The following is a 24135-nucleotide window of genomic DNA, read 5'->3' as shown; positions in this document are numbered from 1 at the left end:
GGAGGTGCGGCCCTTCGTCACGGACGCCTGATCAGATCGGGCGGACGCTCTCGGCCTGGGGGCCCTTGGCGCCCTGCGTGATCTCGAACTCGACGCGCTGGCCCTCGTCGAGGCTGCGGTAGCCCGAGGAGTCGATCGCGGAGTAGTGGACGAAGACGTCAGCACCGCCGCCGTCCTGGGCGATGAACCCGAAGCCCTTCTCAGCGTTGAACCACTTGACAGCACCCTGTGCCATGTTCGTTTCCTTCTGTCCCACCGGTGACGGCGCGGACCTTCTGCCTACGCCGTGCCGCAATGTCTCACGTCCTGCACCGGGTGGCCCAGCCGAGGACGACTGGTCGGAACCGACGCCCGGGCGGAGGCCCGGATGACGACCCCTGTCGAGCGAGCCGGTCAAGCGAGTACGTCACTGCAACGTGTGCATCCTTCCATCGGGCCCGTGGCCTGCGCCACGCTTTCGCCCTGTCGGCTCACACGGTTTGACAACGATCCGGTAAAGGTCGGACCTCAGGCGGGCCCGCTGTCGTCCCCCTGCTGGGCCAGGAAGCGCTCGAACTCGGCGCCCAGCTCGTCCGCGGTGGGCAGGTCGCTGGACCCGGCGAGCAGGCTCGTCCGGCCGATGTTGCGGGTGAACGAGTCGTACTGCTCCTCGAGCGCGTGCACGACCGCGGCCACGTCCTCCGAGCCTGTCACCTGCCGATCGATCTCCCGCATGGCCTCGTCCGCCGCGGGCGTCAGGGCGCCGACCTGCAGGTCCAGCCCGGTCGCGCGCTCGACGTTGGTCAGCGCCGCCTGGCTCGCCTGCGGGAACGCGGACTGCGCGAGGTAGTGCGGGACGTGCACGGCGAAGCCGACGGCGTCGTGGCCGGACTGCCCGAGCCGCAGCTCCAGCAGGGCGCTGGCGCTGGCGGGAACCTGCACCGTGCCGAACCAGGAGGTGTGGTCGGCGACGAGCTCCGGGCGGGTGGCGTGCGCGGTGACGGACAGCGGCCGGGTGTGCGGGATGCCCATCGGGATGCCGTGCACACCGACGGTCAGGGGCACGTCGAAGCGCTCGACGATCTGCCGGACCGCCGCGACGTACCGCTCCCACTGCACGTCGGGCTCCACGCCGTGCAGGAGCAGGAACGGCACCCCGGCGGCGTCCTTGACCAGGTCGACCACCAGCTCGGGCTCCGCGTAGGACGCCCAGGTGGTCTGGTCGAAGGTCATCACGGGCCGCCGGGACCGGTAGTCGAGCAGCTGGTCGACGTCGAACGTCGCCAGGCGTGTGGTGGGCAGCTCGTCGACCAGGTGCTCCGCTGCGAGCTGGCCGGCGTTGCCCGCGTCCACGAACCCGCGCACGGCGTGCACGAGGACGGGACCGGCGCCGTTCACCGTCCGCGCCTCGACCTGGGCGGCGACCTCGGGGTCGACGTCGTAGATCTCGCTGGGGTTCAGCATGGTGGTGTGCTCGCTTCCGTCCGGGTTACCGGGGACAACGCGCACCCGCCACGAGTTCTTCCCCGGCAGGTCCTCCCGGTCACCGACCGGGCAGCCGCACGACCTCGACGAAGAACTCGTCGATCTGCCGCACGACCTCGATGAACCGGTCGAAGTCGACGGGCTTGGTGACGTAGGCGTTCGCGTGCAGCGAGTAGCTGCGGACCACGTCCTCCTCGGACTCCGACGTCGTGAGCACGACGACCGGGATCGAGCGCAGGTTCGCGTCCGCCTTGAGCGCCTGCAGGACCTCCCGGCCGTCCATGCGCGGCAGGTTGAGGTCGAGCAGGACCAGGTCGGGCGTGGGGGCGTCGGCGTGCTCGCCCTCCTTGCGCAGGAACTCCAGCGCGCTGACCCCGTCGGAGACGACGGAGAGCCGGTTGCGCAGCTTGTTGTCCTCGAACGCCTCACGTGTCATGAGGACGTCGCCCGGGTCGTCCTCCACCAGCAGGACGTCGATGATCTTGGTGCTGTTGGGCACGCGGTTCACTCCTTCGGAATGCTCGGCCCGTCGGCGGCGGGCAGCGTCCAGCGGATGCTGGTCCCCTCACCGTCGGGCTGCTCGATCCAGATGCGACCGCCGTGGAACTCGACGATCTTCTTGCACAGCGACAGGCCGATGCCGGTGCCCTCGTACAGGTCCTTGGCGTGCAGACGCTGGAAGATGACGAACACCCGCTCCGCGTACTGCTGGTCGATGCCGATCCCGTTGTCCCGGCACTCGAGCTCCCAGGAGTCTGCCACGCGTCGCGCGCTGACGTGGATCGCCGGGATGCGGGACGGGTCGCGGAACTTGATCCCGTTGCCGACGACGTTCTGGAAGAGCTGGACCAGCAGGGGCGCCTCCCCGCGCACCACCGGCAGCTCGTCGTGCGTCACGACGGCCCCGCTCTCGGCGATCGTCTCGCTCAGGTTGTCCAGGGCACCCGCGAGCGCCTCGGCCAGGTCGACGTCGACGACCTCGCCACCCACCCGGCCCACGCGGGAGAAGCCCAGCAGGTCCTGGATGAGCTGCTGCATCCGCTTGGCCCCGTCGACCGCGAAGCCGATGTACTGGTCCGCGCGCTCGTCCATCTGCCCGCCGTAGCGCTTCTGCAGGAGCTGGGTGAAGCTCGCGATCTTGCGCAGGGGCTCCTGCAGGTCGTGCGACGCCACGTACGCGAACTGCTCCAGGTCGCGGTTGGACCGCCGGAGCTCCTCGGCCTGCTCGGTCAGCAGCTCGTGCGCGACGGCGATCTCCGCGCGCGAGGACTCCATGGCCTGCACCTGGTCGACGAGCGCGACCCGCATCCGCTCGACGTCGCCCGCCAGCGCCGAGATCTCCCCAGGCCCGACGCCGGCGACGGGGTGCCGGAGGTCGCCCGACGAGACGGCGCGGGCGTCGGCTGCCAGGGAGTCGAGCGGCTCGAGGATCCAGCGGCGGAGGGTGATCCACAGCGCGATCCCGAGGGCCACGGCGGCCAGCACGAGGAGCGCCACGGTGCCCGCTCCGACGAGCGTCCAGAACGCCAGCTCGTCGACCGCCTGGGAGCGCCGCTCGCGCAGCAGGTCGTTGTAGTCCTGGGCGGCGGCGCGCGTCTCGTCGAAGAGCACCCGGCCCCGCTCGATCTCCTGCGTCGTCACCGATCCCACGCCCTCGGCGCGGACCTCCGCCATCACCGGCTCGGCGAACTCCTCGGTCCAGCGGCGGGCCGAGTCCGCGGCCGCCCGGGCGGAGTCGGCGAGCCGCGCGTCGCCGATGCGCTCCTCACGCTCGGCGAGCGTGCGGAACGACAGGTCGTCGGCCGCGGCGCGCTCGAACGGCTCCAGGGTGACCGGGTCGCCGGTGAGCGCGAACCCGCGCACCGCCGTCTCGGCGTCGATCAGCTGGATGAAGGCGCCGTCCGCCTGGGTGACCGCCGTGAAGTACCGCTGGGTCACGGCGTCCTGGCGGTCGAACAGCCGCAGCAGCACCAGGACCGTGCCCAGCAGGACGACGGCGAGCGCGATGCCGGCCGCGATGATGGCGGTCCGCAGGCGTCGGCGCAGCGTGGAGGGACGCCGCTGCGGCGTCGGGTCAGCGCTCACGCACGCCAGCCGAGCACGACCACCGCGGCGTCGTCGACCAGGTCGCCGCCGTGCAGCGCCCGGACGTCGTGCAGGACACGGTCGACCAGGTCGTCCTGGGCGGACGCGACGGCACCGTCGACGATCCGCAGCAGCCCGGTCTTGCCGACGCGGTCGGACCCGCCGGACACGGTGGCCTCCAGGACGCCGTCGGTGTACAGCAGGATCCGCCACGAGCCGTCCAGGTCGAGCCGTACCGGTGCCCAGCCGCCCGGCACGGGGATGCCGAGGGCGCGCCCGCGGCCGTGCGTCGGCAGGAGCGTCGAGGGTGCGCCGAGGAGCAGCGGCACCGGGTGGCCGGCCAGGTAGAGGTCGACCGAGCGCCGGTCCGGGGCGACGTCGAGCATCGAGACGGTGGTGAAGATCTCCGGGCGTCCCCGCTCGGACACCAGCACCCGCTCGAGCAGGCCGAGGAGGTCGGCCGTCGGCACCTCGGCGAGCACCAGGGTCCGCCAGGCGGTGCGCAGCGTCGCTCCGAGCGCCGCCTCGTCCGGGCCGTGGCCGCAGACGTCGCCGACGAGTGCGAGGACGGAGCCGTCCGGCCGCTCGACCACGTCGTAGAAGTCACCGCCGAGCACGCCGTCCCGACCCGCGCGGTAGCCCACCCGCACCTCGAGCTCCTGGTCCACCACCGACGGGGTGGGCAGCAGGGCACGCTCCAGCCGGTTGACCTCCTCGGCGCGCACGAGGCTGCGGTACAGGGCGCGGTCGGTGTCCTCGAGGCGTCGGCGCTGGATGGCGTACCGCACGGACCGGCCGAGCAGCTCGCCGTCGACCTCCCCCTTGACCAGGTAGTCCTGCGCACCCACGGCCACGGCCTGCAGCCCGAGATCGGAGCCGGAGAGACCTGTGAGCACGACGACGGCGGGCGCCCCGGCGGCGAGCAGCCGCTCGAGGGCGCCGATGCCCATCGCGTCGGGCAGGCCGAGGTCGAGCAGGACGAGGTCGACGTGCAGCCGGTCGATGGCCTCGTCCAGCGTCCGGACCCAGGTCAGGTCCACGTCGAGCCCGGCGTCGGCCAGGTGCTCACGGACCAGGATCGCGTCGCCCTCGTCGTCCTCGACGAGCAGCAGACGGATCCGTGCGGGGGTCGCCGCGGTGCCGCTGCGGATGTCGTCGGCGGCGGTGCGTACCTCGCTCAACGGGCCTCTCCTCCCGACTCGTCACCTGCCAGGGCTCGACAGGTCACCCGAAGCGTAGGGGCCGAGTCCGGATGGTGCTCGCCATCTCACCCGGTCCCGGCGCAGCCCCACCCGGTCGGACGTGTGCGGTCGGGCCGCGGACGTCGGATAATGGACGGCCGCTCCGGGCGCCGTGTCGTGCTGTGACCCGCGCAGGAGTGCACGGACGCACGGCCGGGATCACCGGCGGAACGGAGATCGCCCAGGTGGCAGGCATGGATCAGGAGCTGGCCGTCGAGCAGCAGGTCGTCGACCGGCTGTACGGCCGGCTCGACGACCTGCGCGCGCAGACGCGGGCACGGCTGGCGGACGTCCGCCGGGAGGGGCCGTCGGGCTCCCCGCAGAACCGCAGCGAGCGCGACGCGTTCGCCACGCTGTACGAGGACCGCATCGCACAGCTCGAGGCCGTCGAGGAGCGGCTGGTCTTCGGACGCCTCGACCTGGACGACGACAGCCGCCGGTACATCGGTCGCCTCGGGCTCACGGACACCGAGCAGAGCCAGCTGCTCACCGACTGGCGCGCACCCGCCGCGCAGGCGTTCTACCGGGCCACCGCCGCGCACCCCGACGGGGTCGTCCGACGCCGGCACGTGGTCACCCGCGGGCGGGCGGTGACGAGCGTCGAGGACGAGGTGCTCGACCTCGGCCTGCTCACCGAGGACTCCGGCTCCCGCCTGGCCGGCCTGTCCGGCGAGGGTGCGCTGCTCGCGGGTCTCGCGGCCGGCCGCACCGGCCGGATGGGTGACATCGTCGCGACCATCCAGGGCGAGCAGGACGCCATCATCCGGTCCGAGCTGGGCGGTGCGCTCGTCGTCCAGGGCGGGCCCGGCACCGGCAAGACCGCGGTCGCCCTGCACCGCGCCGCCTACCTGCTGTACGCGCACCGCCGGATGCTCGAGCGCTCGGGCGTGCTGCTCGTGGGCCCTAGCCGCACGTTCCTGCGGTACATCGACCAGGTGCTGCCGTCTCTCGGCGAGACGGGTGTGGTCACGACGACGGTCGCGGAGCTCTACCCGGGCATCCAGGCGACGGCGAGCGAGGACGAGGCCGTCGCCGAGCTCAAGGGCCGCGCCGTGTGGGCCCAGGTGGTGGCCCGGGCGGTGCGCGACCGCGAGCGGATCCCCCGGCAGCCGGTGGAGGTCCGGGTCGACGGCCACGACCTGGTGGTCCGGCCGAACGACATCGCGTCCGCGATGGCGCGTGCGCGGCGCAACCACAAGCCGCACAACCAGGCGCGCGTCTCGTTCGTGCGCGACATGCTCGCCCGGCTGGCCGAGCAGTACGTGGCGCAGCTGGGTGGGGACGTCCCTGCCGACGAGCGCGGCGAGATCCTCGAGGAGCTGCGGACCACGCGCGAGATCCGCGTCGCCCTCAACCTCGCCTGGATGCCGATCACGCCGCAGAAGCTCGTCTCCGACCTGTGGTCGAAGCCGCACCGGCTGGCGTCCGCCGCACCCCAGCTCACCCCGCAGGAGCGCGCGATGCTCCTGCGCGACGCCGACGCGCCCTGGACGCCGGCCGACGTCCCGATCCTGGACGAGGCCGCGGAGCTGCTCGGGGAGGACGACCAGGCCGCCCGTGCGGAGGCCCGCGCCGCCGCCGACCGCCGCGCCTCGGAGCTCGCGTACGCCCGGCAGGTGCTGGAGTCGACCGGCAGCGGCGGGCTGGTCTCGGCCGAGATGCTCGCAGACCGGTTCGCGGTGACCGGCCCCACCCTGACCACGGCCGAGCGCGCCGCCGCGGACCGCTCGTGGACCTACGGGCACGTGGTGGTCGACGAGGCGCAGGAGCTGTCGGCGATGGCCTGGCGGTCCCTCCTGCGCCGGGTGCCGACGAGGTCGCTGACGATCGTGGGCGACGTGGCGCAGACGACGTCGACGGCCGGCGCACGCAGCTGGGCGGCGCAGCTCGACCCGGTGCTGCGCTCGTCGTGGCGCCTCAACGAGCTGACGGTGAACTACCGGACGCCCGCCGAGGTGGCGGACACCGCCCGGCGGGTGGCGGTGGCGGCGCGGCTGCCGGTGAGCCCCCTGACGTCGGCCCGCGAGGTCGACGACTCCCTGGTGGTCGAACGGACCTCCGCCGCCGACCTCGTCCCCGCGGTCGTCGAGCGGACCGAGAAGCTCGTGGCCGAGGTCACCGACTCCTCGGGGGCGGGGCGGATCGCGGTCATCGCGGTCGGTGCTCGGCTGGAGGCGATCGGTGAGGCGCTGCGCGGGGCGGGCCTCCGTCCCGCGCTGGGCACCGGCACCAGCGCCGCGGACCTCGACGCCCCGCTCGTCGTGCTCACACCGCGCGAGGCCAAGGGGCTGGAGTTCGACGTCGTCGTCCTGGTGGAGCCGGCCGAGGTGATCGAGGCCAGCGCCGGCGACCTGTACGTCGCCATGACCCGCCCCACCCGTGCGCTGCACGTCCTGCACGAGCGTCCGCTGCCGGGCGGGTGGCTCACCCAGGGGTGACGATCCCGCCTCCGGCGTGTCCGAGGGCCGGACCGCTGTGGGCGCCGGGGGTTGTGAGGCGCACCATAGGGGCGTGCTGAAGGCCCTGCTGCTCGAGAACCTCCACCCCCAGGCTCGCTCGATCCTCGAGACGGCCGGCTTCGACGTGACGACCCGCACCGGGGCGCTCGACGAGGCCGAGCTGGTCGAGGCCCTCGACGGCGTGCACCTGCTGGGCATCCGCTCCAAGACGCACGTGACCGCCGAGGTGATCGCGCAGGCTCCGTCCCTGGTCGCGATCGGCGCCTACTGCATCGGCACCAACCAGATCGACCTGGCCGAGGCCGCGTCGCACGGGGTCGCGGTGTTCAACGCGCCGTTCTCCAACACGCGCTCGGTGGTGGAGATCGCGATCGCGGACATCATCTCCCTGACGCGCCGCCAGTCCGAGCTCGACCGGGCCATGCACGACGGCATCTGGAACAAGTCGGCCACCGGCGCGCACGAGATCCGCGGGCGCACGCTCGGCATCATCGGCTACGGGAACATCGGCACCCAGCTGTCCGTGCTGGCCGAGAACCTCGGCATGTCGGTCGTGTTCTACGACACCGCCGAGAAGCTGGCGCTGGGCAACGCCCGCCGGATGCACACGCTCGACGAGCTGCTCGAGGCCTCCGACATCGTCACGCTGCACGTCGACGGACGCAGCGGGAACGCGGGCCTGTTCGGCGCCAAGCAGCTTGCCCAGATGCGGCCGGGCGCGGTCTTCCTCAACCTGTCACGCGGGTTCGTGGTCGACTACGCCGCGCTGCGCGACGCGATCGTCTCCGGTCACGTGGCCGGCGCCGCCGTCGACGTGTTCCCGGTGGAGCCCAAGCGCAAGGGCGACCCGTTCGAGTCGGAGCTGCGCGGCCTGCCCAACGTGATCCTCACGCCGCACACCGGCGGCTCCACCGAGGAGGCGCAGGAGGCCATCGGCCAGTTCGTCTCGAACAAGGTGCGGGACTACCTGGCCACGGGGTCGACCACGCTGAGCGTCAACCTGCCGAACCTCGCACTCGAGCAGCAGCCCGGCGTGCACCGCCTGGCGTACCTGCACCGGAACGTCCCCGGCGTGCTGGCAGCCGTCAACGCGACCCTCGCCGAGCACGGCGTGAACATCGAGGGCCAGCTCCTGGCCACCCGCGGCGAGCTGGGCTACGTGGTCACGGATGCCGGCGCGCGGGTGGACCCCGCCGTCATCGAGGCGCTGTCGTCGCGGCCCGAGTCGGTGCGCCTGCGCCTGCTCTCCTGACACAGGACTCCCCCGACGCACGACCGAGGGGCCCGACCACCGCGTGGTCGGGCCCCTCGGCACGTCGGCTCAGGCGGAGCCGGACTTCCTCTGGAAGCGACGCTGCGACGGACCAGCAGTCTCCGAGCCGTGGACCTGCCCGGTGTTCGTCGAGCCGTCCGCGGTCCGGTGCTGGTTCGACTTCTTGCGCTCCAGCGCCTCGCGGAACTTCGCCTTCGTGTCGTCGCTCACCGCCGCCTCCGTGGTCACCTTGTCGTCGTCCTTGGCCATGGGGTCTCCTTCGATGCGGTGCTGTGCCGGCGGACGTCTGCGCCCGCGGCGTGCCCAGCCTTGCCGACTCGGGCCCGCGGCGCCACTTTCTTGCGCCCGGTAGCGTCGGCGGGGTGGCCGACGCCCTCTCGCTCCCGCACCGGAAGGCCGGCGGTCTGTCCTGGCCGGTCGTCTCGCTCGGTCTGTGGCAGAACTTCGGCGCGACGATCGCGTTCGACGACCAGCGCCGCCTCGTGCTGCACGCCGTCGACCGCGGCGTCGTCCACCTCGACCTGGCGAACAACTACGGGCCGCCGCCGTTCGCCGCCGAGGAGTCCGTCGGTCGGCTCCTGGCCCGGGACCTGCGCACCCGCCGGGACGAGCTCCTGATCACCACGAAGGCGGGGTACCGGGCCTGGCCGGGTCCCTACGGCGAGCACGGCTCGGCGAAGTACCTGCGCGCCTCGCTGGACCGGTCCCTGCGCCTGCTGGGCGTCGACTGCGTGAACGTGTTCTACAGCCACCGGTTCGACCCCGCGACGCCGCTCGAGGAGACCCTGGGCGCCCTCGACCGTGCCGTCCGGTCGGGCAAGGCGCGGCACGCGGGGATCTCGTCCTACTCGGCGGACCGCACCGTCGAGGCCCTCGCGGTCGCCGCGTCGCTCGGGCTGCGCCTGGCTGTGCACCAGCCCGCGTACTCCCTGCTCAACCGGTGGGTCGAGCAGCCCGGCGCCGACGGTCGGTCGCTGCTGGAGGTCGCCGACGACGCGTCGATGGCCGTCGTGGCCTTCTCGCCCCTCGCGCAGGGGATGCTCAGCGCCCGGTACCTGCACGGCATCCCGGACGACTCCCGGGCCGCGCGCGGCGGACCGCTGCGGACCGAGTGGCTCACCGACGAGGCGCTCGACCACGTGCGCGCGCTCGACGCGGTCGCCCGGGCCGGCGGTCGCACGCTGCCCCAGCTGGCGCTCGCGTGGGTGCTCCGGGACCCGCGCGTCACCTCGGTGCTCGTGGGTGCCCGGACCGCCGCGCAGCTGGACGAGAACCTCGCAGCGGTGGCGCTCCCCGCGCTGGCCGACGACGAGCTGGCGGCGATCGAGCCGCACGCCGTCGACGCCGGCATCAACCTCTGGGGCGCGCGCTCGAGCGAGCTCTGACGGCGATCAGCCGCCCACGGGAAGGTGCGTGGACCACCAGCGCAGCACGTGCTCGAACCGGACCAGGCGGTGGCGGGGGTTGCCCGACCGCGTCAGCTCGTGTCCCTCGCCCGGGAAGAGCAGCAGCTCCGCGGGTACGCCGCGCCTCTTCAGCTCGACGAACCAGCGCTGGCCCTGCTCCACCGGGCAGCGCCAGTCCTGCTCGGAGTGGATCACCAGGGTGGGGGTGCGTACCTCGCGCACGTGCGCCATCGGCGACTGCGCGGCGAGGGCCGCGAGACCGTGCTCGTCGTCGCCGTCTCCGAGGTACTCGAGCCCGAAGAACCAGCCGATGTCGCTGGACCCGACGAAGCTCACCGGGTCGAGGAAGCCGCGCTCGACGACGGCAGCCGCGAACCGGTCCGTCCGCGTGGTCAGCCACGCCGACAGGTAGCCCCCGTAGGAGCCGCCCATCACGCCGACGCGCTCGCCGTCCAGCGCGGGATCCTCCAGCGCGGCCCCCAGCAGCGCCAGGACGTCCTCGGTGTCCACCGTGCCGAACCCGCCGCGGATCGCGAGCCCGTGCTGCGCCCCGTACCCGGACGACCCCCGCGGGTTGCCGAAGACCACGGCGTAGCCGGCCTCGGCGAGCACCTGCACCTCGTCGAACAGGGCGTGCGTGTACTGCGCGAACGGGCCGCCGTGGATCATGAGGACGGTCGGGTGCGGGCCGGTGCCGTACCGCGCCTCGTCGGGCGTGACCACCCAGCCGTGGACCGGGTAGCCGTCCGGCGCGGTGGCCTCCAGCTCCACCGGTACGCGGACGCGGCCGGTGGCCCGCAGCGCGGCGGCGAAGTCCGTCCGCACCTCGACCGCTCCGGATGCCTGGTCGACCACGACGACCTCGCCCGGAGAGCTCGGTGTGGCGGCGGTGGCCACGACCCGCCCGGTGCGCGCTGCTACTGCGGCGCCCGCGACGACCGACGTGCCGCCCACGAGCGTCGTCTGCGCACCGTCGGGCGCCACCCGGACCAGGTGCACCGCGCCGCGCCGCTCGACGACCACCAGCGGGTCCCCGTCCAGCTCCACCAGCACGCCGCCGAGCTGGTCGCCCGCGGCGTCGGTGAGCCGCTCCGGTGCGCCCCCACCGTGCAGCCGCGCGCGGTACAGCCCCAGCTGCGCGGCGACGAAGTCCCGGCCCGTCGGCCCGAGGTCGTTGGCCAGCAGCCACAGCGTGCTCCCGTCCGCGGACGGGAGGACGGCCTCGACCCCGAGGGTGCTGCCCGCGTCCGCGTCGGTCAGGGGCACGGGCGCGCCGGGCTCGCCGTCCGGTGCGGCTTCGATGAGCACGGCGTCGCTGCGCAGGTCCGTCTCGCGCGACGCGTGCCGGGACGAGACGCCCACGAGCGCGTCGCCTGAGGGGGTCCACCGCACGCCGGCCACGCCGATCTCGCCGGCGGTGAGCGCCACGGGCTCGGGAAGGGCGGCGGGCCGCTCGCCGTCGGTCGGCACCGCGACCACGAAGGCGTGCTGGGGGCGGTCGCGGAAGAACCCGACGCCGTCCGCGCGGTACTTCAGCTCGGTGATGTGTCGCGGGTCCTCCGAGCCCGGCTTGCCGTCCGCCCCGTAGCGGCCGGGCTCGGGCACGCGTGCCAGGTACGCGATCCGCGCGCCGTCGGGCGAGAAGCGGGGCTCGGACGCACCGAGCGGCGCGTCCGTGAGCCGGACCGGCTCGCCGCCGGCCGACTCGACGACGTGCACCTGCGGCTTGCCCTCGGGCTCCGCGCGCAGGAAGGCGACCCAGCGCCCGTCGGGCGACACGTCCGGGGCGGTGTCGCGGTGGCCGCGGGTCAGCGGGCGGGCCGGCTCCGACCCGGTCAGGTCCACGGACCACAGGTGGCCGGTGTACTCGTCGTCCGTCACGTCCGGACGGACGACCGCGACGACGGCGCGCGAGCCGTCAGGCAGGACGGCGGGAGTACCGGGGACGGTCAGCAGGGAGAGGTCACGGGGAAGCACGCGACGAACCTACGTCGTCGCACCGACAGCTGCCGAACCGGGTCAGGTGGTGGTGCGCGCGCCCTCGTCCTGCACGTCGACCGGCCCGTCCGCGCCCTCGCCGCCGTCGGGGTCGTCGGACTCGTGCTCCGCGCGCAGGACCGTGATCGCCGCCTCGAAGTCCTCCAGGGAGTCGAACGCCTGGTAGACGCTCGCGAACCGCAGGTAGGCGACCTCGTCCAGCTCGCGCAGCGGGCCGAGGATGGCCAGGCCGATCTCGTACGCGTCGATCTCGGCCGAGCCTGCACCGCGCAGGGTCTCCTCGACCTTCTGCGCGAGCAGCGCGAGGTCGTCCTCGCTGACCGGGCGGCCCTGGCACGCCTTGCGGACGCCTCCGGCGATCTTCTCGCGGCTGAAGGGCTCCGTGGCGCCCGAGCGCTTGACCACCGACAGGCTGGCCGTCTCCACGGTGGTGAACCGGCGGTTGCAGTGCGGGCACTGGCGGCGGCGCCGGATGGTCGACCCGTCGTCCGACGTCCGCGAGTCGACGACCCGCGAGTCCGGGTGGCGGCAGAACGGACAGTGCACCGTGGTCCCCTTCGAGCGTGCGCGTCGCCGCCAGGACGTCTGTGACGGTGATCGCGTGGTGAACGCCTGCGTGACGCTAGGCCACGCGTCCCGGCGTCGCAAGGTCGGTGCGCCCGGCAGGGTGAGCGGCTGCCCGGACGGCCGGGTGCGAGGCGCGGGCACGCACGAGGGCGGCCACCCGAAGATGACCGCCCTCGCGGGGACGCCCCCGTCCCAGGTCACGGACCGACTCGCCTCGGTGCCGCGCTGAACTGCGGTGGTCTCGCCAGCTCACGCTGCCGCACCGCCCCTCCAGCAAGCCCCCCAGCTCGCTTTGTGAGGTAACCCTAACCTAGACGGCGGCGTGCCCGATGGCAACCAGGTATCGCGAGGGATGTCAGCCGGCCGGGACGACGATGACCTGCCCCGCCATCAGTCCCGCGTCCGGCAGCTCGTTGAGCCGGACGAGGTCGAAGACGACGTCCCGGACGTCCTGCGACGGGGACGCCACGCCCTCGGCGATCGCCCAGAGCGTCTCCCCCGGCTGGACGACGTGCCGCTCGACCTCCTGTGCGTTGAGAGGACCGTCCGCCGACGCCCGCGTGCCGACGAGAGTCACCAGGGCGACGGCGACCGCCGCGAGGACCCACAGGACGATGCGACCGCGGGCCGTGAGCCGCAGGTGAGCCGGCGCGGCGTCGGTGCCGCGAGGAGTCGCGGTCTCCGTGGCGCGAGGCGTCCCGGCGAGCGCCCGACCGTGCGACCGCTGGTTCCGCGAGGTCCTCGCTCCGGAGGTGCCCGCGCTCGTCAGCCGGATCGGCACCGCAGGTCCCATCACCATCGCGCTCATCACGTCTCTCGTTCCTGCTCGGCCCGGTGGCCCGGGGTCCTGACCGTCAAACTGCTGATCGTCAAGCTTCTGATCGTCGAACGCCTGTTCGTCGAACGTCTGTACGATGTCTACCAGCATCTGCCGACACTGTCGAGACACGATCGAACAGATGTTTGATCTTGTGGCCCGACATCCCTAGGCTGGCGATGCAGCACAAGCGGACCACGAGGCACTGACACGCACGCCGGGGAGCCCCGTCGGCGCAGGTCAGGTCAGGTGGCTGCAGGCTGGATGTGGCGGAAGAGCTGAGCGTGCTGCGAGGCGGCCGCCGGACGGAGGAGGAGCGCAGTGACGGACCCACGGGACACGTCCCAGCCCGAGCAGGACCTGGCGACGATCCACACGCTCCCGGACGGGGCGCCCGGCCCCGACGGCCTCACGGCACGGCAGCGGCTCGTGCTCGACACCATCCGCTCGTCGGTCGAGAACCGCGGCTACCCGCCCAGCATGCGCGAGATCGGCGAGGCGGTCGGCCTCACCAGCCCGTCCAGCGTCAAGCACCAGCTCACCGCCCTCGAGCGCAAGGGCTACCTGCGCCGCGACCCCAACCGGCCACGTGCCATCGAGGTCATGCACGCGGACGACTCGCGCGGCGTCGGCACGTGGACGGCGCCGGACGGCAGCCGGTCGGCCTTCCCCGACCAGGGCGACGGCGAGCGCCTGCCCGCACCCTCCTACGTGCCGGTCGTCGGCCGGATCGCCGCCGGCGGCCCGATCCTCGCCGAGCAGGTGGTGGAGGACGTGTTCCCGCTCCCCCGCCAGCTGGTGGGCGACGGCGACCTCTTCCTGCTCAAGGTCAGCGGCGACTCGATGATCGACGCGGCGATCTGCGACGGCGACTGGGTGGTGGTCCGGCGCCAGCCGGTGGCGGAGAACGGCGAGATCGTCGCCGCCATGATCGACGGCGAGGCCACGGTCAAGACCCTCAAGCGCATCGACGGGCACGTCTGGCTCATGCCGCACAACCCCGCGTACTCGCCCATCCCCGGGGACGAGTCGACCATCCTGGGCCGCGTCGTGAGCGTCCTGCGCAGCCTCTGACACACCTGAGCCGGGCGCGCGCCTCCTGCGAGGTGCGCGCCCGGCTCGTGTCGTACGGGCGTCAGAAGCCGAACTGGCGAGCCACCGCCCGCACCGCGTCAGCGGACGAGCGCAGCCCGGCCAGCTCCTCGCCGGACAGCCGGACCGGCAGACGCTCCCCCACACCCTGCGCACCCACGATCGCGGGCACGGACAGGCACACGTCGCTGATCCCGTGGAAGTCGGTGAGCAGCGAGGAGACCGGCAGCACCCGTCCCTCGTCCTTGACGATGGCCTCGATGATCCGCGACCCGGCCAGCGCGACCGCGTAGTTCGTCGCGCCCTTGCCCTCGATGATCCGGTAGGCGGACTCCACGACCTCCCGCGCGATCCGCTCGCGAACCTCGGCGGTGAGCGGGCCGCTGCCGCCCGCGCCGGTCCACTCGAGCAGAGGCACCGAGCCGATGCTGGCCGAACCCCACAGCGGCAGCTCCGTGTCTCCGTGCTCCCCCGCGATGTACGCGTGCACGTTCTGCACCGCGACCCCCGTGTGCTGCGCGATGAGGTAGCGCAGGCGCGACGAGTCCAGGACCGTGCCGGACCCGAACAGCTGGGACGGCGGCAGTCCGGAGATCTGCAGCGCCGCGTACGTGACCACGTCGACGGGGTTGGTCACCATGACGTAGACGGCGTCGGGTGCGACGTCCACCACGGCCGGCAGCACCTTGCGGACCAGCCCGATGGTCGCCTCCGCCAGGTCGAGCCGCGACTGTCCGGGCTTCTGCTTGGCCCCGGCGGTGAACATGACGACGTCCGCGTCGGCGCACACCGCGATGTCGTCGGACCCCACCACCTGCGCCATGGGCATGAACTGGATCCCGTGGCTGAGGTCGAGCGCCTCGGCCTGGACCTTGGCGGCGTTGATGTCGTACAGGGCGACGGAGCGGGCTGCGCCGCGCATCAGGGCGGCGTACGCCATGGTCGACCCCACGGCGCCGGCCCCGACGATCGCCAGCTTCGACGTGCGGCGGCTGCTCCGGAACGGGGTCAGCCCCACGTCTTCCATGTCCAGGCTCTCGGTCATCTCACACACCTCTGGGTCGGGGACGGGGTCGAGGCTATCCGGCCGCGGCGAGCCGCTGCAGCGCCGAGAGGGCCACGGTGCGGTCCGTGGTCCGCCAGAAGGCGGGGAGGGACCGGGTGAGGAAGCTGCCGTAGCCGGCGGTCGCCAGGCGCGGGTCGAGGACGGCCACCACGCCCCGGTCCTCGCTCGAGCGGATGAGCCGTCCGGCGCCCTGGGCCAGCAGCAGGGCCGCGTGCGTGGCAGAGACAGCCAGGAACCCGTTGCCGCCGGCCTTCTCGATCGCGTCCGAGCGCGCGGACGCGACCGGGTCGTCGGGGCGCGGGAACGGGATGCGGTCGATGATGACCAGCCGACACGTGGCGCCGGGCACGTCGACGCCCTGCCAGAGCGACAGGGTGCCGAACAGGCAGGTGGCCTCGTCGGCGATGAACTGGGCGACCAGCGTCGGCAGCTGGTCGTCGCCCTGCACGAGGATCGGCACGTGGAGCCGCTCGCGCATGGCGGCCGCCGCGGCGTTCGCGGCCCTCCGGGAGCTGAAGAGCCCGAGCGTGCGCCCGCCCGCCGCGGTCACCAGATCGGCGATCTCGTCGAGCTGCGCGTCCGTGGCGGGCTCCCGCCCAGGCTTGGGCAGGTGCTTGGCGAGGTAGAGGATCCCCTGCCTCGGGTAGTCGAACGGGCTGCCGACGTCCAGGCCGCGCCAGGGCGCCCCCGCGGGTGCGGTCGTCGCCTCGCCGCCCAGGGAGGTGGGTCCGACGGGCTCGGCGTCCGGCCGCACCTCGAGGCCGACCGCGCGCGCGATCGGGTCGAACGAGCCGCCCAGCTCGAGCGTGGCGGACGTCAGCACGCCCGAGCGTCCGGCCAGGAGGTGCGTGCGGATGAGCCCGTTGACCGCGAGCGGCGCGGCATACAGCCGGGTGAGCACCGAGCCCCGGCGGTCCTCGCTGCGGGCGCACCAGAGCACGGTGTGCCGGTTGTCCTGGGGGTCCGCCGCCATCCGGTCCGCGACCTCGTACAGCGCCAGCATGGTCGCCTGGGCGACCTTGCGACCGCCCTCGGGCGGAGCGCTCGGCCCGGACTCCGGCTTGAGCACCGTGAGCAGTGCCCGGGTGGCGTCGCGCACGCTGGCGACCGCGTCGCGCGCAGCAGGGGGCAGCCCGTCGCGGAACCGGGCCTCGGGGAGAGTGACAAGCACCGAGGCGAGCGCCTGGCTGGCCAGGTCCAGGTCGGTCGTGGGAACGCCACCGTGCCGCCGGGCCAGCCGCGCTGCGTGCTCGATGGTCGCCACGGACAGCTCCGACGTGGCCTGCGCGGTCACGCGGTCGGTGAGCTCGTGGGCCTCGTCGACGACCAGCACCTGGTGGTCGGGCAGCACGCCCGGCGATCCCGAGGCGGCGATGCCGAGCATGGCGTGGTTGGTCACCACGACGTCCGCCTCGCGGGACGCGGCCTTCGCCTTCTCCGGGAAGCACTCGGCGAGCATCGGGCACTTGCCGCCCAGGCACTCCAGGGACGTCACGGACACCTGCCGCCACGCCCGGTCGGTCACGCCGGGTACCAGGTCGTCGCGGTCGCCGGTGCCGGTCTCGTCCGCCCACTCCCGCAGGCGCAGCACCTGCTCGCCCAGGCTCTCGGCCGGGCCCGTCGCACCCGTGCGGGCCGGGGCGGGGTGCTCGGCCGCGCCCGCGTGCTCGCCCAGGTCGAACAGGGTGCCGGCGTCGTCCTCGGGGTACCCGCCCGCAACCTTGTGCACGCACACGTAGTTGTGCCAGCCCTTGAGCAGCGCGATCGCGGGGGTGCGCGGCAGGTGCGGCGCCAGCGCCTTCGCCACGAGCGGCAGGTCGCGCGTGATGATCTGGCGCTGGAGCGCGAGGGTGGCCGTCGAGACGACGACGTGCTCGTTCTCCAGCACGGCGTGCCGGACCGCGGGCACGAGGTAGCCCAGCGACTTGCCGGTGCCGGTGCCCGCCTGGACGAGCAGGTGCTCGCCCTTCTCGATCGTCTGCGCGACGGCGACCGCCATCTCATGCTGCCCGTCGCGCCGGACCCCGCCCAGGGCGTCGACGGCGAGGTCGAGGAGAGCCTCGACAGAGTCGTCGCGGGCCGACTCGACGGAGGGGTCAGCGGCTGGCACCGCGTCAGCCTAGTGGCGCCCGCCGACGCTCACGGACGGCGCTGTACGGCCGCTTCCAGCTCGGCGGCGAGTCCCGCGTCGACGCGGGCGCGCAGGGCGGTCCCGTCCGCCGTGTGCTCCTCCGCCTGGATGTCGCCGTGCTCGTGCACGCGGCTCACCAGGTCCCCCCGGTCGTACGGGACCACCAGGTCGACGCTCACGCCGGGGCGTGGCAGCTGGTCGGCGATCAGCGCCTGCAGCTCCTCGATGCCCTCGCCGCTGTGCGCCGACACGACGATCGAGTGCACCTCACGGGAGCGCAGGCGCGCGATCGCCTCGGGCGTGGCCAGGTCCGCCTTGTTGAGCACGATGATCTCGGGCACGTCCATGGCGCCCGGGATGTCCGCGAACACGTGCCGGACGGCGGAGATCTGCCCCTCGGGGTCCGGGTGCGAGGCGTCCACCACGTGCAGGATCAGGTCGGCGTCCGCGACCTCCTCCAGGGTGGACCGGAACGCCTCGACCAGCTGCGTCGGCAGCGCGCGGACGAAGCCGACGGTGTCCGCGAGCGTGTAGATGCGGCCGTCGACGGTCTCCGCCCGCCGGACCGTCGGGTCCAGCGTGGCGAACAGCGCGTTCTCCACCAGGACGCCGGCGTGCGTCAGCCGGTTGAGCAGGGACGACTTGCCCGCGTTGGTGTAGCCGGCGATGGCCACCGACGGGATCGCGTGCTTCTTGCGCGACGCCCGCTTGGTGACGCGGCCGGGCTCCATCGCGGCGATCTCACGGCGCAGCTTGGCCATGCGGTTGCGGATGCGCCGGCGGTCGAGCTCGATCTTCGTCTCACCGGGACCACGCGACCCCATGCCTGCCGCGGCGCCGCCGACCTGGCCACCGGCCTGCCGGGACATCGAGTCGCCCCAGCCGCGCAGGCGCGGGAGCAGGTACTCCAGCTGCGCCAGCTCGACCTGCGCCTTGCCCTCCCGGGACTTGGCGTGCTGGGCGAAGATGTCGAGGATCAGGGCGGTCCGGTCGATGACCTTGACGCGGACGATGTCCTCGAGCGAGCGCCGCTGCGACGGCGCGAGCTCGCCATCGACGACCACGGTGTCCGCGCCGACGCTCGCGACGAGCGCGGCCAGCTCCGCGGCCTTGCCGGAGCCGAGGTAGGTGCCCGGGTCGGGCTTCTGGCGGCGCTGGAGCAGCCCGTCGAGCACCTGCGAGCCGGCCGTCTCGGCCAGCTGCGCGAGCTCGCGCAGGGAGTTCTCGGCGTCGGTCACGGTGCCGGAGCCCCAGACCCCGACCAGCACCACCTTCTCCAGGCGCAGCTGGCGGTACTCGACCTCGGTGACGTCCTCGAGCTCGGTGGACAGCCCGGCGACGCGGCGCAGCGACGTGCGCTCCTCCAGCTCGAGCTGGTCGCCGTCGTAGGAGGAGTGCACCGTGCCGCCGGCGTGCAGCGTGGCCCCCGCCCGGGCGAGCACACGTGCCACGACGTCATCGGCCACCTCCTGCGCGGAGCGCGTGGGCGGGGCGTCCTCGGTCTGGCTGGTGGTGTGCTGCGGGTCGGTCAAGGTGTTCCTCTTCTCGTACGGTTCCTCCAGGGTCCCACGAGGCGCCGACGAGCGCCGAGGCATTTCGCTGCGGGCCGAGCGGGTGGTCGTGGGTATCGTCTCCGCCGTGAGCGAGCAGGACCACTACTTCACCGCGCGTCCGGCCTCCCCCGACGAGCGGCGTCTCCTGCGCGTGCACCTGGCCGGCCGCGAGGTCGAGGTGGAGACCGCCGGCGGCATCTTCTCCCCCGACCACGTCGACCTCGGGACCCGCGTCCTGCTGGAGCACGTCCCGGAGCCGCCGGCCACGGGAGACCTGCTCGATCTCGGCTGCGGCTGGGGACCGATCGCGCTCACCATGGCGCTCGAGGCCCCCTCCGCCCGGGTCTGGGCCGTCGACGTCAACGAGCGCGCGCTCGACCTGGTCCGCCGCAACGCCGAGCGTCTCGGCGTCACCAACCTGACGGCGGTGCGCCCCGAGGAGGTGCCCGAGGACACGACGTTCGCGGCCCTCTGGTCCAACCCGCCGATCCGCGTCGGCAAGGCCGCCCTGCACGAGATGCTGACCCACTGGCTGCGCCGCCTGACGCCGGGCGGCGAGGCGCACCTCGTGGTCGGCAAGAACCTCGGTGCCGACTCCCTGCAGCGCTGGATCGCGGCGGAGCTGGGCGTCACCGTGGAGCGGACCGCGAGCGCCAAGGGATTCCGCGTGCTCGCCGTGCGGGACCGATGAGCGACTGGCGGGCGCTGCGCACCACCACCTGGAGCATGGTCGCCCTCATCTTCATGGTCGCGTTCGAGTCGCTGGCCGTGACCACCGTCATGCCGACCGTCTCCGGCGCGCTGGACGGTGCCTCGCTCTACGCGTTCGCGTTCGCCGGCCCGCTCGCCACCGGGGTCGTGGGGATGGTCGTGGCCGGGCCGTGGAGCGACCGCAGCGGGCCTCGCACACCGCTGCTCGCGGCGGTCGGGCTGTTCACCGCCGGGATCCTGGTCGCCAGCGCGGCGCCGACCATGGAGGTGCTGGTGGCCGGCCGTCTCCTGCAGGGCCTGGGCGGCGGCGCGATGACGGTCGCCCTCTACGTCGTCGTCGCGCGGCTGTACCCCGCGATCCTGCACCCGCGGGTGTTCGCCTGGTTCGCCGCGGCGTGGATCGTCCCGTCGCTGGTCGGTCCCGCCGGTGCCGGGGCGGTCGCCCAGCACCTCGGCTGGCGCTGGGTGTTCCTCGGGGTCGCGCTGCTGGTGGTGCCGACGACGCTCGCCCTCGTGCCGGCGTTGCGCACGGTCGGTCCGCCGGACACCTCGGCCGACGCGGCCCCGCGCGGACGGCTCGCCTGGGCCGCCCTCGCCGCCGCGGCCGTGCTGGGACTCAACCTCGCGGCCCAGGTCACCCTCCCGTGGTCGGTGCTCGTGGGTCTCGGCACCGGCGCCGTCGCCCTCGTCGCGCTGCGCGCGGTGGTGCCGACGGGCACGCTGCGCGCCGCCCGGGGCCTGCCGAGCGTCATCGCCACGCGCGGGCTCGTCTCGGGCGCGTTCCTGGGTGCGGAGGTGTACCTGCCCTACCTGCTCACGGAGCGGTACGCGTTCTCCCCCACCACCGCGGGGATCGCCCTGACGTTCGCCGGCGTCGCGTGGGCCGGCACGTCGTGGCTTCAAGGGCGGCTCGGCGAGCGGCTGCCGCACCGGACGGCGGTGGTCGTCGGCTCCGCCCTGGTGGTCGGCGCCGTGGTCGGCGTCCTGGGCACCGCGGCGGGCCACCTCCCCGCGGCGGTCGCCATCTGCTTCTGGACGCTCGCCGGGGCGGGGATGGGCCTGGTGTACTCCCGGCTGACCGTCCTGGTGCTGGCGTACTCGGCGCCGGGGAGCCAGGGCGTGAACAGCTCGGCGCTGTCCATCGCGGACTCGATCGGGGCGGCGCTGGCCCTCGCCCTGACGGGGCTGGCCTTCGCGGCGGTCGACGGAGGTCCGGACGCCCCCTTCACGGCGGCGCTGGCGGTCGCCGTGGTGTTCGCGGTCGGCGCGGCGCTGGTCGGTCCGCGAGTCGGGCGGCCGAGGCGTCAGGCGGTGGACCCCACCGACGACGCCGCGGCGAGCGCGCTGCGCAGCTGAGCGAGCGTCGGCACCCCGGAGGCGCGACGCACCACCTCGCCCCGGGCGTCCAGCACCAGGACCGTCGGCGTGACGTCGATCCCGAGGCGCTCGCCGAGCTCCAGGTGGTCCGCCACGTCGAGGTCGGCGTAGGCGACTCCCGTGGTCGTCGCGACGGCACGCTCGGCGACGTACCGCGTGGACCGGCACGGGGCGCAGAACGTGCTGGAGAACTGCACCACCGTGGCGCGCTCGCCGAGCGCGGCACCGAGGTCCTGCACCGTGAGGCGCACCCCTCAACGCCCCGCGGTCAGGGCGGTGAGGTCCACGTCCGCCGCCGCGACGAGCACGGCGGGTCCCGCGAGCTCCACGTGGCCCTCCGGAAGCATGCTCACGCGGACGGTGCCGCCCGGCACGTCGACCAGCCAGACGTCGGGGGCGCCGACACCCGCCCACGTGCGGACCGCGAGCGCCGCGGCGCACGCGCCCGTGCCGCACGACCTCGTCTCCCCCACACCCCGCTCGTGCACCCGCATCCGGACGCGCCCGACCAGGGTGCCGTCGGCCTGCTGCGCCTCGCCGAGCGGGACGACCAGCTCGACGTTCGTGCCCTGCGGAGGCACGGGGGTGACCTCCGGCGCGCGGGTGAGATCGGCCGCGGCCAGCTCGTCCTCACCGCCGAGTGCGAGCACGACGTGCGGGTTGCCGACGTCGACGCTCAGTCCCGCGCGGGCGACCTCCAGGCCCGCCACTGCGACCTCGGCGTCGGCGCCGGCCCGGGCCGCGTCGGCGCCGCCGGGCAGGAACCAGCGGCCCATGTCGACGGCGTACCAGACGTCGTCGCCGAGGCCGGCGGGCACGGGGACGCGCCGCACGCGCCGCACGCCCGCCCGCGTGCCCAGCGCCAGCTCGCCGTCGGAGGCATCCCACAGACCGAGCCGCTCGAGGTAGGCGGCGAACACCCGCACCCCGTTCCCGCACATCTCCGCGACCGACCCGTCGCCGTTGCGGTAGTCCATGAACCAGCGCGCGGCGGGCTCCTCGGCCAGAGCGGCGACGCCCTCCGGCAGGTGCTCGCCGGCGACGAGCCGGATCACCCCGTCACCGCCCACTCCGGCACGCCGGTCCGTGAGCGAGCGGACGAGCGCCGCCGAGAGCTCGACACGGGCGTCCCGGTCGTCGAGCAGCACGAAGTCGTTCTGCGTGCCGTGACCCTTGGTCACGTGCAGCGTCGGGGCGGCCACCACGGTCATGAGCCCAGGCTACGTCGTGGGGCCGGGTCGTCCGTGGCGAGCCCGAGGTCGCCTGCGTCGGCGGCGGCGACCAGGTCCAGCGCCTTCGCGACCAGGGCGGGGTCCTGCGCGTCGAGCCAGTGCACGCGCGGGTCGCGGCCGAACCAGCCCATCTGCTTGCGGGCGAGGCGCCGGGTGCCCGCCGCGATGGCGGCCTGCGCCTCGCCGGAGGGCAGCTCGCCGCGGAGCATGGCCAGCACCTCGGCGTAGCCGACCGCGCGCGACGCCGTCCGACCCATCCCGTGCGCCCGCAGACGCTCGACCTCCTCCACGAGCCCGGTCGCCCACATGCGGTCCACGCGCCCGGTGATCCGCTCGTCGAGCACCGTGCGGTCGCAGTCCAGCCCGATCTGCACGGCGGGCACCTCGTAGACGTGCTGCGGCAGGCTGGCGGAGTACCGCCGGCCCGTGAGCTCGATGACCTCCAGTGCGCGCACGATCCGCCGGGCGTTGCGGGGGCCGATCCCGTCGGCCGCCACGGGGTCGGCCGCCGCGAGCTCGGCGTGCAGCGCGCGGGCGCCCTCCGCCTCGACCCGAGCCTCCAGCCGCGCCCGCACGGCGGCGTCCGTACCGGGGAACTCCATGTGGTCGAGCAGCGCCCGGACGTACAGCCCCGACCCGCCCACGGCGACAGCCCGGCGGCCGCGCCCCCCGATGTCGGTGAGCGCGTCCCGGGCGCGCGCCTGGTAGTCCGCCACGGACGCGTCCTCCTGGACGTCGAGCACGTCGAGGAGGTGGTGCGGGACACCCTGGCGCTCGTCGGGCATCAGCTTGGCCGTGCCCACGTCCATGCCGCGGTAGAGCTGCATCGCGTCGGCGTTCACCACCTCGCCGCCCAGGGCGTGCGCGAGCGCCAGCCCCAGGTCGGACTTGCCGGTGGCCGTGGGGCCGACGAGCGCGACGACGAGGGTCATCGACATCAGTCCAGCGTCGGCCGCGCCGGGTCCTGGTAGTCGACGGGGGCGGGCGGGGGCGCGGCGACGGGGTGCGTCGGGACGACGTCGGGGTAGCGCTCGTCGAGCTCGGCGAAGAACCGCAGCGCGCTGGCGATCCCCCCGGTCAGGTGCAGGTCCAGCTGGTCGTCGGACACGCCGTGCTGGTAGTCGACGGTGTGCTCGGTGTAGACGGCCACCTGCTCGGCCTCGATCCGGACGTAGAGCTTGGGCCAGACCATGGTCTCCGACCACCGGTTGGCCGACAGGAGCACGGTGCCGAACTCGGTGGCGGGCACCTGCTTGGCCCACCGGCCGCGCACCTGGAAGTACTCCTTGGCGCGCCCCATCGTGATGAACCAGAACGGGTGCCCGTCCCAGCGACCCACCAGGTCACCGTCCGCGTCGGTGCCGTAGACCGAGCCGCGCGCGTCGAGCCGCTGCGCCACGCGGGCGGTCGTCTGGGGCGGGCGGGGGGGGTCGTGCTCGGCGGATGACATCGGGACCTCGGGCTGTCGGCGGGTGGAGGACGAGACCTTACCGGGCGTCCCAGAGCAGGACGGCGTGCTGGGCCCCCAGCTCCGTGGAGCCGGCGAGCAGCCGGGCGCGCACCTCGACGCCGTCGGCGGCGCCGAGCAGGACCTGCCACGGCGCCCAGCCGCGGACCGCGAGCTCGTCGGCGAGGCCGGGGTCGTCCGCGACCAGGCGCGCGC

22 protein-coding genes are annotated in these 24135 nt (G+C 73.8%); 6 read left to right on the top strand and 16 right to left on the bottom strand.

Annotation, left to right across the window (positions count from 1 at the left end; translation table 11 throughout):
• Positions 1-31 precede the first annotated feature (31 nt).
• The 5 genes from RYN42_RS10300 to RYN42_RS10280 form a co-directional block, all read right to left on the bottom strand.
• Positions 32-235, bottom strand: coding sequence for a cold-shock protein (locus RYN42_RS10300; protein WP_055921997.1), 204 nt, complete (start codon positions 233-235; stop codon positions 32-34).
• Between the two features lie 272 nt (positions 236-507).
• Entirely contained in the window at positions 508-1443 is a 936-nt protein-coding gene (locus RYN42_RS10295) for a PAC2 family protein (RefSeq protein ID WP_315095779.1), read from the bottom strand.
• 79 nt (positions 1444-1522) lie between these two features.
• Positions 1523-1963, bottom strand: a complete 441-nt coding sequence (locus RYN42_RS10290; RefSeq protein ID WP_315095778.1) for a response regulator — start codon at positions 1961-1963, stop codon at positions 1523-1525.
• A gap of 5 nt (positions 1964-1968) precedes the next feature.
• Positions 1969-3549 (bottom strand): ATP-binding protein, encoded by a 1581-nt coding sequence (locus RYN42_RS10285; RefSeq protein ID WP_315095776.1) that lies wholly within the window; start codon positions 3547-3549, stop codon positions 1969-1971.
• Positions 3546-4730 carry a SpoIIE family protein phosphatase gene (locus RYN42_RS10280; protein WP_315095774.1) on the bottom strand — a complete coding sequence of 395 codons (1185 nt, stop codon included), beginning with the start codon at positions 4728-4730 and terminating at the stop codon, positions 3546-3548. The genes RYN42_RS10285 and RYN42_RS10280 overlap by 4 nt, the downstream gene beginning before the upstream one ends.
• Before the next feature lie 254 nt (positions 4731-4984).
• Between RYN42_RS10280 and RYN42_RS10275 the strand changes: the two genes are divergently transcribed.
• Both RYN42_RS10275 and serA read left to right on the top strand, forming a co-directional pair.
• Entirely contained in the window at positions 4985-7228 is a 2244-nt protein-coding gene (locus RYN42_RS10275; RefSeq protein WP_315095772.1) for an AAA family ATPase, read from the top strand.
• A 73-nt stretch (positions 7229-7301) separates the two neighbouring features.
• Positions 7302-8501, top strand: coding sequence for a phosphoglycerate dehydrogenase (gene serA, locus RYN42_RS10270; RefSeq protein ID WP_315095770.1), 1200 nt, complete (start codon positions 7302-7304; stop codon positions 8499-8501).
• A 69-nt stretch (positions 8502-8570) separates the two neighbouring features.
• On the opposite strand, the gene RYN42_RS10265 is transcribed toward serA, so the two are convergent.
• Complete coding sequence (locus RYN42_RS10265) at positions 8571-8771, bottom strand: DUF5302 domain-containing protein (protein WP_315095768.1); 201 nt, start codon at positions 8769-8771, stop codon at positions 8571-8573.
• Between the two features lie 113 nt (positions 8772-8884).
• Here RYN42_RS10265 and RYN42_RS10260 point away from each other — a divergent pair, with 113 nt between their 5' ends.
• Positions 8885-9907 (top strand): aldo/keto reductase, encoded by a 1023-nt coding sequence (locus RYN42_RS10260; protein ID WP_315095766.1) that lies wholly within the window; start codon positions 8885-8887, stop codon positions 9905-9907.
• A 6-nt stretch (positions 9908-9913) separates the two neighbouring features.
• On the opposite strand, the gene RYN42_RS10255 is transcribed toward RYN42_RS10260, so the two are convergent.
• The 3 genes from RYN42_RS10255 to RYN42_RS10245 all read right to left on the bottom strand — a co-directional run bounded on the left by RYN42_RS10255 (position 9914) and on the right by RYN42_RS10245 (position 13301).
• A complete protein-coding gene (locus RYN42_RS10255; RefSeq protein WP_315095764.1) occupies positions 9914-11905 on the bottom strand; it encodes a S9 family peptidase in 1992 nt (663 codons plus the stop codon).
• Between the two features lie 42 nt (positions 11906-11947).
• The gene (nrdR, locus tag RYN42_RS10250; protein ID WP_315095762.1) at positions 11948-12472 is read right to left on the bottom strand and encodes a transcriptional regulator NrdR; all 525 of its coding nucleotides are present in this window, start codon (positions 12470-12472) and stop codon (positions 11948-11950) included.
• A gap of 376 nt (positions 12473-12848) precedes the next feature.
• Positions 12849-13301, bottom strand: a complete 453-nt coding sequence (locus RYN42_RS10245; RefSeq protein WP_315095760.1) for a LysM peptidoglycan-binding domain-containing protein — start codon at positions 13299-13301, stop codon at positions 12849-12851.
• Between the two features lie 330 nt (positions 13302-13631).
• On the opposite strand from RYN42_RS10245, the gene lexA reads away from it, so the two are divergent.
• The gene (gene lexA / locus RYN42_RS10240; RefSeq protein ID WP_315095759.1) at positions 13632-14384 is read left to right on the top strand and encodes a transcriptional repressor LexA; all 753 of its coding nucleotides are present in this window, start codon (positions 13632-13634) and stop codon (positions 14382-14384) included.
• Between the two features lie 61 nt (positions 14385-14445).
• On the opposite strand, the gene RYN42_RS10235 is transcribed toward lexA, so the two are convergent.
• From RYN42_RS10235 to hflX, 3 genes are read right to left on the bottom strand one after another with little or no spacing between them, the layout of a single operon-like run.
• Entirely contained in the window at positions 14446-15447 is a 1002-nt protein-coding gene (locus RYN42_RS10235; RefSeq protein WP_315095756.1) for an L-lactate dehydrogenase, read from the bottom strand.
• Positions 15448-15481: 34 nt separating this feature from the next.
• Positions 15482-17578, bottom strand: a complete 2097-nt coding sequence (locus RYN42_RS10230) for an ATP-dependent DNA helicase (protein ID WP_315095754.1) — start codon at positions 17576-17578, stop codon at positions 15482-15484.
• A gap of 29 nt (positions 17579-17607) precedes the next feature.
• Positions 17608-19131, bottom strand: coding sequence for a GTPase HflX (gene hflX / locus RYN42_RS10225; RefSeq protein ID WP_315095752.1), 1524 nt, complete (start codon positions 19129-19131; stop codon positions 17608-17610).
• A gap of 106 nt (positions 19132-19237) precedes the next feature.
• Between hflX and RYN42_RS10220 the strand changes: the two genes are divergently transcribed.
• Both RYN42_RS10220 and RYN42_RS10215 read left to right on the top strand, forming a co-directional pair.
• Positions 19238-19843, top strand: a complete 606-nt coding sequence (locus tag RYN42_RS10220) for a methyltransferase (RefSeq protein WP_315095750.1) — start codon at positions 19238-19240, stop codon at positions 19841-19843.
• Positions 19840-21219, top strand: coding sequence for an MFS transporter (locus RYN42_RS10215; protein ID WP_315095748.1), 1380 nt, complete (start codon positions 19840-19842; stop codon positions 21217-21219). The genes RYN42_RS10220 and RYN42_RS10215 overlap by 4 nt, the downstream gene beginning before the upstream one ends.
• Here the strand turns inward: RYN42_RS10215 and RYN42_RS10210 are convergent.
• The 4 genes from RYN42_RS10210 to RYN42_RS10195 are packed head-to-tail and all read right to left on the bottom strand — an operon-like array spanning position 21168 to position 23922.
• Complete coding sequence (locus RYN42_RS10210) at positions 21168-21491, bottom strand: thioredoxin family protein (RefSeq protein WP_315095746.1); 324 nt, start codon at positions 21489-21491, stop codon at positions 21168-21170. The genes RYN42_RS10215 and RYN42_RS10210 overlap by 52 nt on opposite strands.
• A gap of 3 nt (positions 21492-21494) precedes the next feature.
• Positions 21495-22451 (bottom strand): diaminopimelate epimerase, encoded by a 957-nt coding sequence (dapF, locus tag RYN42_RS10205; RefSeq protein ID WP_315095744.1) that lies wholly within the window; start codon positions 22449-22451, stop codon positions 21495-21497.
• Complete coding sequence (miaA, locus tag RYN42_RS10200; RefSeq protein ID WP_315095806.1) at positions 22448-23404, bottom strand: tRNA (adenosine(37)-N6)-dimethylallyltransferase MiaA; 957 nt, start codon at positions 23402-23404, stop codon at positions 22448-22450. The genes dapF and miaA overlap by 4 nt, the downstream gene beginning before the upstream one ends.
• Before the next feature lie 5 nt (positions 23405-23409).
• Positions 23410-23922, bottom strand: a complete 513-nt coding sequence (locus RYN42_RS10195; RefSeq protein WP_315095743.1) for a YbjN domain-containing protein — start codon at positions 23920-23922, stop codon at positions 23410-23412.
• Positions 23923-24135 lie beyond the last annotated feature (213 nt).

Origin of the sequence: uncultured Cellulomonas sp. (assembly GCF_963527515.1) — a bacterium.
In the GTDB taxonomy this organism is placed as follows: domain Bacteria; phylum Actinomycetota; class Actinomycetes; order Actinomycetales; family Cellulomonadaceae; genus Cellulomonas.
Note: the sequence above shows the minus strand (reverse complement) of the source record. Positions and strands in the feature narration are given on the sequence as shown.

Excerpts from the sequence above, each read along its gene's own strand:
- miaA (WP_315095806.1), bottom strand. The coding sequence starts at position 23,404 with ATGACCCTCGTCGTCGCGCTCGTCGGCCCCACGGCCACCGGCAAGTCC.
- RYN42_RS10215 (WP_315095748.1), top strand. The coding sequence starts at position 19,840 with ATGAGCGACTGGCGGGCGCTGCGCACCACCACCTGGAGCATGGTCGCC.
- RYN42_RS10265 (WP_315095768.1), bottom strand. The coding sequence starts at position 8,771 with ATGGCCAAGGACGACGACAAGGTGACCACGGAGGCGGCGGTGAGCGAC.
- RYN42_RS10300 (WP_055921997.1), bottom strand. The coding sequence starts at position 235 with ATGGCACAGGGTGCTGTCAAGTGGTTCAACGCTGAGAAGGGCTTCGGG.
- dapF (WP_315095744.1), bottom strand. The coding sequence starts at position 22,451 with ATGACCGTGGTGGCCGCCCCGACGCTGCACGTGACCAAGGGTCACGGC.
- RYN42_RS10295 (WP_315095779.1), bottom strand. The coding sequence starts at position 1,443 with ATGCTGAACCCCAGCGAGATCTACGACGTCGACCCCGAGGTCGCCGCC.
- RYN42_RS10275 (WP_315095772.1), top strand. The coding sequence starts at position 4,985 with ATGGATCAGGAGCTGGCCGTCGAGCAGCAGGTCGTCGACCGGCTGTAC.
- RYN42_RS10195 (WP_315095743.1), bottom strand. The coding sequence starts at position 23,922 with ATGTCATCCGCCGAGCACGACCCCCCCCGCCCGCCCCAGACGACCGCC.
- RYN42_RS10245 (WP_315095760.1), bottom strand. The coding sequence starts at position 13,301 with ATGAGCGCGATGGTGATGGGACCTGCGGTGCCGATCCGGCTGACGAGC.
- RYN42_RS10235 (WP_315095756.1), bottom strand. The coding sequence starts at position 15,447 with ATGACCGAGAGCCTGGACATGGAAGACGTGGGGCTGACCCCGTTCCGG.